The following is an 11,747-nucleotide window of genomic DNA, read 5'->3' on the forward strand; positions in this document are numbered from 1 at the left end:
AAAAGGTAAATTAGCGCAGTGAGAATGCTAATTTACCTTTTTCTTATTTTTTTAATCGATTCAACTCATTTGTCAATTCCAAGAATCCTTCATAATTGTCATCCTCTAAAGCCAAATCGATTTGGTTATACAGTAATTCAATTTTTGCTTTCTGCTCCTCTTGAGCGAAAAACTCATTGATACGCTCAACCACTTCCTCACTTACTTGTTCATTCCATCTCGCATAAGGATTATCTTCTAGAATCGATAGATATTGACTATTTTGCCAAGAACCATCAAACGCACATTCCACATAAAGAGCTTCTTTCCAGTTCATACGGATTTCGTGAAAAATTTGATCTGTATCAGTAAATTCTTTTCCTGATAAAAACAATCGAATCGGCTCATCATCCATTTCTTTTGCCGTTAGTTTCAAGCCTCGAGTTGCTTTATCCGCTTGCTCAATAAAATGAACATTGTTTAAAATAGCCTCATGATTGATCAAATAATTTAAAATCCACAATACTTCTCGTTGGCTAAACGAAACATTATTAACTAACCAAACTAAAAATTCCTTTTTATCTGAGACATTGACAAACATATAATCACCTATCTTTCTTCAATATCATCTAACAAGGATTGCGCTTCATTATCCCCAGGTTCGTGTTGAAGATAGTGTCGTAATAACTCCTTAGCCTTTTCAATTTGTCCTTCTTCACGAAGAAAAACAGCATATTCTTTTAAAAATTCAGGTTCATGAGATAACTCTTGATACGCTTGTTCGTAATGTACTTTGGCTAAATCATACTCTTCTAGTTCATTGTATGCATGAGCTAAATTCCATTCGCCATAAGGGTGCCCTTGTTCTTCCATTTGCTGAACAATATCAATCACTTCATCAAATCTATTTTCGTTTAGATACAAATTACTTAATGTTAGTCTTGTTTCGTCTGTTTTTTCGCCTAGCGCTAGCGCTTCTTTTAGTAAAGATTCCGCTTTTTCTGTATCATGTAGCCGGTAAGCATTTTCTGAGGCTAATTGATATAAATCAACTTGGAAAGGATTTTCCTTAATTCCTTCTGCTAAAATTGTACGGGCTTCTTCTAGTTGCTCTTCTTCTTGTAAAGCTTCGCCTAAAGATAAATACAAAGATTGATAATGAGGATTTAACGCTCTCAATTGTTGTAGTAACGCAATAGCTTTTTGGTTTTCGTGCAATTGTAAATAAGTGAATGCTAATTGAAATAAACGATCGTCTGTCTGCCCTTCCTCCAAAGCATTTTCTAAAAACGGAATGGCTTCTTCGAAATCACCTAACATACTTTGGCTACTACCAACACGTTCGTTGATCGATACATTGGAGATTTCTGTAACTCCTCCTTCAAGCAACTCTTGATAAGAAGCAGAAGCTTCTTGAAACTGACCATTTGAAAAATACAACTCGCCTAATGCAAAGTGAATCAACTGCTCTTCTGGCATCAAACGTTGTGCTTCTTTTAATTTTGCTTCACTGACTTCTGGAATCCCGATCACCTGATATAAATCGGCCGTAACAAGCAGACTTTGTACATAGCTATCACTCTCTTTACTCACCTTTTCTAGGTAAACAAATGCATCATCAATCAAATTATTTTCGATGGCAATCTCAGCTAAAGGAATATTCAAACCATCGGCATCTGGAAAAATCATCAATAAATGTTCAAAAACTAATTTCGCTTCTTCTAAAAAACCAAGGGACAATAATTCTTCCCCTAACTCAACAAGCGTATCATCGTCATCTTTTCTAATGGCTTCTGCAAGCATCAATTGTGCTTGAGCCAAATCTTCATCATGTAATGCGTGTAGCATTTTTTCACTATATGTTGTCATAATTACCCTCTAATTTCTTTTAAAATAGTTTTATATTTTTCTACGATCGCTAGTAAGTCCTCTATGGTAGGTTGCTTTATACAATCAATTTCACCTACTTCTTTTAAAAGGGCGGCTTTTTCACCACGATCAAGACATTTTACAATCCCTTCCACATAATCACCGACTAAAATTTGTTCAGGAAAATCAACTGGAAAACCTAAATGAATCAACCATATGATAAAATTCTTATAATGAAACGAGAGCTGGTTGACCTCTTGAGACCAAAGTAATTGTAATAACATGCCTAAAAAACGTTTCATATGACCAGAAAGTAAATGACCATTAGGCGTTTCTAAGAATCCATGTTCAAACAGTTGCCCAAATTGATCGATTGTTTGCCCATCTTTTTCATAATACCGTATCAGTTCATCCAACATACCATTAAATGACTGCTGATTCAATCGTGTTGCATCACTGTAGTTTTTAAAGAGCATTCGTAAAAAATCGTGACTACAAACTAAACCACAGCGAATAAAAACCAGAAAATCAACTAGCTTACCTTCTCCGTGATCAGTCGTTAACGTATGATCATAGAGTATCTTATCTGCAAGAACTACACTTTGTAAAACAGGATGACTCTTCAATTCTATTTGAACCTCTGCAATCAAGCTCTTACTTAATGATTGAATAGAGAGCGGCAAAAGCCAACAATCAGAGTTTAATACAGATGTTTCATGCAAAAAATTTGTTAGCTGAACTGCTCCTTCATTTCCAACACCTAAGAAAAGAAAGTGATGTTGTTGATCAAAATCAGCTAAAAATGTCACTAAATTTTCCAATTCATCCATATTATTACAATGAGCATCATTTTTACAAATATACCAATCTAATTCTTGTTTGTCATCAAAAAATTGTATCAATTTTTCTGAAAATAAATCATAATACCGTTGATTAGTAATTAAAAAAAGATGTTTTGATTCAAATGAAGTCCCTTTAATCTGTGAAGCAAATGTTTCACCATAGATGATTGTTGTCTCTAATTGATTTTTCTTATAAAGAAGTTCCATCAATAACACCCCTCTCTTACATTTTACCATTAGTCAGCGAAAAACAGAAAGAGGGATGATTTTTATTTCTAAAAAAGCAATGATCCGCAATTAAAGACAATTGTTCTTTTATTTTTCTTAAAGAACGGGCATTATTGATTCATTATTTTAGTATATAAATTCTAATTTGCATAGGTAAAACTTCTTAATTATTGTTTATACTTAACTTGTTTCAGAAAACGGCTAACTTCTAATGAAAAATAGCGCAATTCTTTAAAAGTTAGTGTTTTAAGAAACAGAGTGATTCAGTCTGATTTGAATAATTAGAAGTTTCCATTGTTCATAGTTAAACGAGTTGTTTTAGACATAGCTAATTATTCGTTATCTGTTAAGCCAATCTGAGAAGATTGGCTTTTTTATTTGCCATCCAATCTATCCCTGCTCAGCCAAGGTACAAAAAAACGTCTAAAAGACACAGTCTTTTAAACGCTTTTTCTAAATAAAGTTTAAATATGTTTTAACCACATATGATTTTTTTATCATTTCCATAGAATAGGAATCGTTGCTTCTCCTATAAATGAATAGGAATTATCTCCATCTTTTTTTACAGCTGACCAAGAAAATTTCAATTTAGTCGTATCGCTCGTTAAATCTTTCCAAGTCATGATACCATTATCATAGGTGAAATTCGCATCCGTTGATTTATACTCAACCGTTACTCCATCAAATTGTTTTGACAAAATAACTGGATCTACTAGCTGATATTGATTCATCCCTTTTTTTAATACAACTGTTGGGTAGAATCGTTCTTCTGATCCTATTCGAACATATTTCAAATTATTTAAAGTATTCAAAACAGATATATCTAAAATTGGTGCCAGAGACTTTTCATCTTGGTTTTCAAGATTAGTAAGCGTTATGTTTAACTCTTCTAATTTAGCCATTGACTTTAAATAATCAATTGAAAAAGAAGGACTACCCCAATCTTCGAAAGTCTTAACATTTCCCAAGTGACTAAGTGGTCTAGAATCAACAGCCAGTGTACCATCCATAGCATAATTATCTAGATTACTTAAAAACTGAATTCCTTCTAAGCTAAATGGACTTGATTCAGAATCCAACAATCCGGTTGCTTTTTTTAAATCATTTTTCTCAAACAAACCATAATTGTTGAATAAGTCATTATTGCCTCGATCAATCAAATCAAACAATTGGTTTCTTAAAGATGGATCTGGAATATATGCATATGGCTGCATATCTCGACTTTCATCACGATAAGCAGAAGCCTGTGCCCCTCCAATTAAACTCAACCCGATAATTCCTAATACCCCACAACATTTTATAAACTTTTTCATCTTACCACTCCTAAATATATAGTTGTTTCAAAAAAATCATAACATATTTTGCTTTTCGATTATATCTAATTTTGAATATTTAGTTTTCACAATTAATCATTTTTTTCTTTAAATTTGATTAAAAACACTTATATATTATAAAAGTTAGACCACATCTATTATTAAATAATAAAAATCCCATTTTCTTTCTAGTCATATTTACTAGTTATCTCTGAAATAAAGAAAGAACCCTTGACTAATCAAGGGTTCTAAGAACTGTCTTATTTAACAGCATCTTTCAACGCTTTACCTGGTTTGAACGCAGGTACTTTACTTGCAGCGATTTGAATTTCTTTACCAGTTTGTGGGTTACGTCCTTTACGAGCCGCACGTTCGCGTACTTCAAAGTTACCAAAACCGATTAATTGAACTTTTTCACCTTTAGCAAGAGATTCTTGGATTGTTGAAAATACAGCATCCACTGCTGCAGTTGCGTCTTTTTTAGTTAAACCAGTTGAAGATGCAACGTTTTCGATTAATTCTGCTTTATTTGCCATGGATTATTTCACCTCCTCCACAAGGGATAGGATATCTAAAAGATATCGAATTTACGCTTATTTTTGAGTGGTCCAAAAATCACGTACAAATATTGAATTGGATCAATATTCTGTTATCACGATATCATAGGAAGCTTGTAATAGCAAGGTTTTTGATGCGTTTTAACCACTTTTTTCTAAAACTATCATTTTTTTTTATAACTCAATGAATTTATTTGTGCATTTGAAAAAAGTGTGGTAAAATGCGCTACTTCCGTCTTCTTGGGATAATTTTGATTGGTGTCCCTTCAAATGTAAAGGCCTTACGAATTTGATTTTCTAAAAATCGAGCATATGAAAAATGCATCAATTCTTCTTCATTCACAAAAATAACAAATGTCGGCGGCTTGATCGCTACTTGAGTCCCATAAAAAACTTTCAAACGCTTGCCTTTATCTGTTGGCGTTGGATTGATTGCAATGGCATCCATAACAACATCATTCAACAAAGCAGACGGGATTCGTAGGTTTTGGTTCATACTGACCAATTCAATCAACTCAGGTAACTTATTTAAACGCTGTTTTGTTAATGCAGACACAAAAATAATTGGCGCATAATCTAGATAACGAAACTCTTCTCGAATCTCTTCTTCAAAATCACGCATCGTATTTGTTTCTTTTTCAATCGTATCCCATTTATTGACAACGATAATAATTCCTCGACCTGCTTCATGCGCATAGCCAGCGACTTTCTTATCTTGTTCACGAATACCTTCTTCTGCATTTAACACCATCAAAACAATGTCTGATCGTTCAATCGCACGCATCGCACGCATCACACTGTATTTTTCAGTTGATTCATAGACTTTTCCTCGTTTACGCATACCAGCAGTATCGATCATCAAGAATTTTTGACCATCTTCAGATTCAAAATGCGTATCAATTGCATCACGTGTCGTTCCTTCGATTTCTGAAACAATCACACGATCTTCCCCAAGAATTGCGTTGATCAATGACGATTTCCCAACATTTGGACGCCCAATCAAACTAAATTTGATTGTATCTTCATCCTCTTCTTCGATTTCAGTAGAGAAATGTTTGACTGCTTCATCTAATACATCTCCGATTCCTAGTCCATGACTTCCTGAAATTGGAAATGGATCTCCTAATCCTAAAGAATAAAACTCATAAATTTCATTTCTCATTTCCGGATTATCTACTTTATTTACAGCTAAAATCACTGGCTTATTACTACGGTATAAAATTTTCGCTACTAATTCATCTGCATCTGTAACACCTTCTCTACCACTCGCTACAAAAACAATCACATCTGCTTCTTCGATCGCAATTTCAGCTTGATGCTTGATTTGATCCATGAACGGTTCGTCACTTAGATCGATACCACCTGTATCAATAATACTAAATTCTCGTCCCAACCATTCTCCAGTAGCATAAATACGGTCTCTAGTCACACCTGGTGTATCTTCTACAATAGAGATTCTTTCACCAGCTATACGGTTAAAAATCGTCGATTTCCCTACATTTGGGCGCCCGACAATTGCAATTGTTGGATTTGCCATTCAAATTACCTCCTTGACAAGTTTTCAATCTTTACTAGTTTACCTAAAGCTTGTCTAAGATGCAAGAAAAACTAGTGAATTAAGTAAATTAAAGCGCCAAAAAAAATCCTGTCATTGTCACTTAACAAATTTGACAATGACAAGATTTTTTAATTTAAATCATTTTATTCAACACCATACGCAATTCGTTTCACATTCATTAAATGATACGCTGTTACATTATCAGTTGTACTGCTTCCGCCCATTGCACCGCAACCTAATGTCATTGACGGCGCTAGTTTTGTTGTTGCACCAATTGCACCTAAAGCACCTAAAGTATTGACTAAAATACGTGAAGCTCTCATTTCTAAGCCATAGGTTTCGGCATTAGCATCTGTTGTTGTATGGATCACTGCAGTGTGACCTGTTCCTTCATTAGCAAGTAAGGCTTTGCAAGTTTGTACGCCTGCTTCAAAAGAGTCAACTGTAAATAACCCTAAGATTGGTGTTAATTTTTCTCTAGAGTATGGATTATGATGGCCGATCTCAGTCTGTTCTGAAATCAAAATAGAAGTTTCTTCGGGTACAGAAATCCCAACTAATTTGGCAACATCTGCTGCACTTTTCCCAACAATATCTGGATTTAATGTTCCCGTCTCTCTTAAAATATATTGGCTGACTTTTGCCGATTCTTCTTCGTCCATAAAGTAGGCTTTCTTCGCTTTCAATTGCTCGATAACTGCTTCTTTTACAGATCGATCCACTACAAGTGCTTGCTCTGAGGCACAAATAATACCATTATCAAATGTTTTACTGCTGACTACACAATCAATCGCATGCACAATATCAGCTGTTGCATCGATCAATACAGGGACATTTCCAGGTCCTACTCCGATTGCTGGATTTCCAGAACTGTAGGCTGCTTGCACCATTGCTTTACCACCTGTAGCAAGAATCAACGAAATATCCTCATGCTTCATTAACGCACTTGTTGCATCTAATGTAGGTTCATGAATCACCTGAACTAACCCTGCTGGCGCTCCCGCTTCAACTGCAGCTTTCTCAATGATGTCAGCTGCCATCAAAATAGATTTTAATGCTTTAGGATGTGGAGAAAAAACAATGGCATTTCTAGTTTTTAATGCAATCAAAGCCTTAAAAATAACTGTAGCTGTTGGATTTGTGGATGGAATCAGCCCTGCTACAACACCTAAAGGAATTCCAATTTCTATGATCTTATCTTCTTTACGACGATTGATTATGCCCACAGTCTTTAAGTCTTTAATACTTTCATAAACTTGTTCACTTGCAAAAGTATTTTTGATGATTTTATCAGATACTTTTCCAAAACCAGTTTCCTCATGTGCTGAAAGTGCTAGTTCCTCAGCATTATCAAGTGTTTTTTGGTAAACATTTTTCACAATCAAGTCTACTTGTTCTTGTGTATAGTTTTCATATTTCGCTTGTGCTTTCTTTGCTGTGTCAACTAGTGTTTCAATTTCTTTTACTTTTAATTCAGTCATTTTGAACACTCCTCTATTTTTTGTGGCTTATCCTCCACTAATGATTTAAACGCTTACAAACTTATTTTAATCTATTTAAGGCAATTTGTTAGGGAATAATTTAAGAAGATTATGGACAAAATTTACCTATTCGCGAATTTTTTTCACAAACAATAGCACTTGAAAGCTGAATTTATTCAAGGTATTATAGAATTAGCAAAAGATATTTCACAAACAAAAAGGACTATTATCTCATCGAAGAAAAGAGGGTTTACTTATGTGTCGATTATTGATTGTCAGTAATGATCTAAAAGAGCAACAAACTCTTCAACGATTTATCAATGATTCATTTATGAATATAAAGGTTTTACCTCCTGCTGAAACAGAAGTGGAAGCATTGGCTATCACTGAAAAACTATTACCAGAAATTCTTTTGATTGCGATTGACCATTTAGATGTTGATGGTTTTATTGTAAAACGTAAAATAGTTCAACAGTTACCCAATATCAAAGTGATTATTTTAACAAAACGAGATAACTTTCAAAGTATTCATCAAGCATTGCGATGTGGTGTGATTGATTATTTGATAACTCCAGTAGATTTTAATGAGTTAAAATTCGCTATCGATCGTTGTGTGAAGGCGCTAAATCAGGTCTCTTTAATGGATGTATTAAATAATAAGCCTACTGTTCTCGCAAAAGAGCAAATTAATACAATTTTGGATTATATTCATGAGCATTACAATGAGGAAATAAACTTGACTACTTTAGCCGATATCATGCATTTAAATCGTCATTATGTTAGCCGCTTTTTTAAAGAAGCTGTTGGCATGAACTTCATTGATTACCTCACTGCTTACCGGATTGAAAAATCTAAGCAATTATTGATGAAAACAGAAGAACCAATTACAGAAATTTCTGGAACAGTGGGCTATATCGACGCTACTTACTTTAGTAAATTATTTAAAAGAAAAGTAGGACAATCTCCTCACCAATTTCGCAAACAATATCGAGGGGAACATATTCCTGCAGATTTACGCATAATCTATAATTAACACTATAATAAAAGCCTCACCAACTAAAATTGTATAGTTGGTGAGGCTTTTATTCCTTGAATTGAAAAAGAGCGAAGGAATCCCTTCGCTCTGATTATCTTTATTATGATTATTCTGAATCAGAATCTTGTGATTTTAACGCATCACCTAGAATATCTCCCATTGTGAAACCAGTATTTTCTTCTGGCAACTCATACTCTTGAACCTCTTTAGGTTCTTCTTGAGATTCAGGTTTAGCTTCTAACGCCTTGATGCTCAATGCAATACGGTGTTCTTCTGGATTAACTTCCAATACTTTCACTTGAATCGCATCGCCTTCTTGTAATACTTCATGAGGCGTTGCGATATGTTTATGCGAAATTTGAGAAATGTGAACTAGTCCCTCAACACCAGGGAATACTTCAACGAAAGCACCAAAACTTGTCAATCGCTTGACTGTTCCATCTAAGATAGCTCCAACTGCTGCCTTGTTTTCAATATCTTCCCAAGGTCCAGCTAACGTGTCTTTAATAGATAAAGACACACGTTCTTCATCTGGATTGATTGAAAGAATCTTAACTTTAACATCATCACCAACAGTTAATACATCACTTGGTTTGCCTACATGTTGATGCGCAATTTCGGAAACATGGACTAATCCATCGATACCACCCAAATCAATAAACGCACCAAAATCAGTTAAACGTGCAACTTTACCTTCAACGATATCTCCATCATGAAGTGTCACTAAAATATCTTTCTTTTTAGAATCTTTCTCAGCTGCAACAACAGCTTTATGAGATAAAATCAAGCGATTTTCTGAAGGCTCGATTTCAATGATTTTAAACGTCAATGTCTGACCTTTATATTCTGAAAAATCAGCAACAAAATGATCTTCTACCATTGATGCAGGAACAAAGCCACGGACACCCACATCAACAACTAACCCACCCTTTACAACATTTGTAACTGGTGCTTCGATAATTTTACCTGCTTTAAAATCTTCTTCGATCTCTTCCCAAACTTTTTTAGCATCTAAACGACGTTTTGAAAGCAAATAGCTACCATTTTCCTTATCTTTGCCGATTGAAGTGATGACAACTAAATCTAAAATGTCCCCCACTTTTACTAATTCATTGATATCTTCTACTTGTGTTGTAGATAATTCTTTTGCTGGTACTACGCCTTCCACGCCTGCACCTTCGATACCAACAACGACTTGTTTGTCCTCGACTGCAAGCACTTCACCTTTGACGATGTCTCCAACGCTTACTTCTTGGACACTGTTCATTGCATCTTCCATTGTTTCATTGCTGATTTCCACTTTTTTGTCTTCTGTCATGAATATATCCTCCTATGCCACCAAAAAATTCGTAAAAAACTGACCTACTCCTTTAATAGTACGGGATTTTACTAAAAAAATAAAGCGATTTCTCTCATTTTCTTTTTTTTATTTGAGAGAAGAAGATATTTTCTTGCTTTAAGACAAAGAAAGTATCACTTTTACGCAGTGATACTTTCTAAACAAACGATTTGGATGAACAACAACAAAGCTTAAACTTCAGTTGAAATAACTGCTTCAATTGCAGTAACTACCTCTTCAATGTTCATTCCAGTAGTGTCGATTTTCACAGCATCTACCGCTTGTTTTAAAGGAGAGACTTCTCTAGTAGAATCAAGAAAATCGCGGTGTTCGATTTCTTTTTTTAATGTCTCAAAATCCGTTTTGATTCCTTTTTCCTGATTTTCCTTAAAGCGTCTCTCCGCCCGTTCTGTCACACTTGCCACTAAGAAAATCTTAACTTCCGCATCAGGTAATACGGCAGTTCCAATATCACGACCATCCATCACCACACCACCTGTGCGGCCAATCGCTTGCTGAAGTTCTACCATTTTTTCACGAACAGCTCCATGCTTTGCCACAATCGAAACAGCATTCGTTACATCTGGTTGTCTGATTGCTTCCGTCACTTCGATTTGGTCAATAAATACTAATTGTTCCTTTTCTGTCTGTTTAAATGATATCGTATGTTCCAAGCATAGCTTGCTCAACGCTTTTTCATCTTCAAAATCAATATTTTTTTTAATGGCTAAATAGGTCAAAGCGCGATACATGGCTCCTGTATCACAGTAAATATAATTTAATTTTTTAGCTAAAATCTTCGCAACTGTACTTTTGCCAGAAGAGGCTGGCCCATCGATGGCAATACTGATTTTTTTCATAACGAACTCCTTTGTTTATCACATAGTAAAAGAGTCTGTACAAAACATTCGTTGTTTTGTTTCAGACCCTTAATAACGAGGGATCGCAATTGTATCAACAATTGCTGTTCTCTCGATTCTTGTTATTTGACACGTAACGATTGACCAGGCTGTAACATAGAATTCAAAGTCAAGCCATTCAATTGTAGTAATTCGTCTGTCGTTATACCGTTTCTCGCTGCCACTTGGTTTGGTCCTTCTCCATTTAGCACTTCCGTATAAACAGCAGCTTGCTCTGATGCTTCACTTGTTGGAGTCGTCTCTGCACTGCTTTGTCCATCAGTCGCAACTTCTGAAGAAGATGCTGGCTGTTCTTGCGAAGCCTCAGTATTAGAAGATGACGGTTGTGTCGAACTATTTTTAGTTGAGGATTGAACCACCACAGATGATGAAGGTTGACTAGCATTTTTATTATCATTTGGTTTATCTCTCATCACATAGAGATAGGTTCCTACTGGTAAAGAAATAATCAATAGTAACAGAATTACTAAGATGGTTAGAAAGACCGTATTGCCCTTTTTTTGTTGTCTTTTTTCTGAGCGGGAGCCTCCAGTATTTTTATCAGTTTCATAAATTGATTGCTCCCAAGGTTCACGTGCACCTGATGGTTTTTTCTTATCTTTTTTACTCACGTATCGTTCCTCCT

General features: G+C 35.0%; 11 protein-coding genes. 1 reads left to right on the forward strand and 10 read right to left on the reverse strand.

Annotation, left to right across the window (positions count from 1 at the left end):
* Positions 1 to 43: 43 nt before the first annotated feature.
* The 7 genes from I580_RS04685 to I580_RS04715 form a co-directional block, all read right to left on the reverse strand.
* Entirely contained in the window at positions 44 to 580 is a 537-nt protein-coding gene (locus I580_RS04685; protein WP_010772452.1) for a ReoY family proteolytic degradation factor, read from the reverse strand.
* Positions 581 to 588: 8 nt separating this feature from the next.
* The gene (locus I580_RS04690; protein WP_010772451.1) at positions 589 to 1,848 is read right to left on the reverse strand and encodes a tetratricopeptide repeat protein; all 1,260 of its coding nucleotides are present in this window, start codon (positions 1,846 to 1,848) and stop codon (positions 589 to 591) included.
* Positions 1,849 to 1,850: 2 nt separating this feature from the next.
* Entirely contained in the window at positions 1,851 to 2,897 is a 1,047-nt protein-coding gene (locus tag I580_RS04695; protein ID WP_010772450.1) for a hypothetical protein, read from the reverse strand.
* Between the two features lie 518 nt (positions 2,898 to 3,415).
* Complete coding sequence (locus I580_RS04700; protein ID WP_010772449.1) at positions 3,416 to 4,231, reverse strand: hypothetical protein; 816 nt, start codon at positions 4,229 to 4,231, stop codon at positions 3,416 to 3,418.
* Positions 4,232 to 4,491: 260 nt separating this feature from the next.
* The gene (locus I580_RS04705; protein WP_010761417.1) at positions 4,492 to 4,767 is read right to left on the reverse strand and encodes an HU family DNA-binding protein; all 276 of its coding nucleotides are present in this window, start codon (positions 4,765 to 4,767) and stop codon (positions 4,492 to 4,494) included.
* 247 nt (positions 4,768 to 5,014) lie between these two features.
* A complete protein-coding gene (gene der, locus I580_RS04710; RefSeq protein WP_010772448.1) occupies positions 5,015 to 6,325 on the reverse strand; it encodes a ribosome biogenesis GTPase Der in 1,311 nt (436 codons plus the stop codon).
* Positions 6,326 to 6,489: 164 nt separating this feature from the next.
* Positions 6,490 to 7,827 carry an aldehyde dehydrogenase family protein gene (locus I580_RS04715; protein WP_010772447.1) on the reverse strand — a complete coding sequence of 446 codons (1,338 nt, stop codon included), beginning with the start codon at positions 7,825 to 7,827 and terminating at the stop codon, positions 6,490 to 6,492.
* 256 nt (positions 7,828 to 8,083) lie between these two features.
* On the opposite strand from I580_RS04715, the gene I580_RS04720 reads away from it, so the two are divergent.
* Positions 8,084 to 8,860, forward strand: a complete 777-nt coding sequence (locus I580_RS04720) for a helix-turn-helix domain-containing protein (RefSeq protein ID WP_010772446.1) — start codon at positions 8,084 to 8,086, stop codon at positions 8,858 to 8,860.
* A 109-nt stretch (positions 8,861 to 8,969) separates the two neighbouring features.
* Here the strand turns inward: I580_RS04720 and rpsA are convergent, their stop codons facing one another.
* The 3 genes from rpsA to I580_RS04735 form a co-directional block, all read right to left on the reverse strand.
* Positions 8,970 to 10,181, reverse strand: a complete 1,212-nt coding sequence (rpsA, locus tag I580_RS04725; RefSeq protein ID WP_010772445.1) for a 30S ribosomal protein S1 — start codon at positions 10,179 to 10,181, stop codon at positions 8,970 to 8,972.
* A 212-nt stretch (positions 10,182 to 10,393) separates the two neighbouring features.
* On the reverse strand, positions 10,394 to 11,062 hold the full coding sequence (gene cmk / locus I580_RS04730; RefSeq protein WP_010772444.1) for a (d)CMP kinase: 669 nt from the start codon (positions 11,060 to 11,062) through the stop codon (positions 10,394 to 10,396).
* A gap of 122 nt (positions 11,063 to 11,184) precedes the next feature.
* Positions 11,185 to 11,733, reverse strand: a complete 549-nt coding sequence (locus I580_RS04735) for an SAG1386/EF1546 family surface-associated protein (RefSeq protein ID WP_010772443.1) — start codon at positions 11,731 to 11,733, stop codon at positions 11,185 to 11,187.
* Positions 11,734 to 11,747 lie beyond the last annotated feature (14 nt).

Origin of the sequence: Enterococcus caccae ATCC BAA-1240 (genome assembly GCF_000407145.1) — a bacterium.
GTDB lineage: Bacteria > Bacillota > Bacilli > Lactobacillales > Enterococcaceae > Enterococcus_L > Enterococcus_L caccae.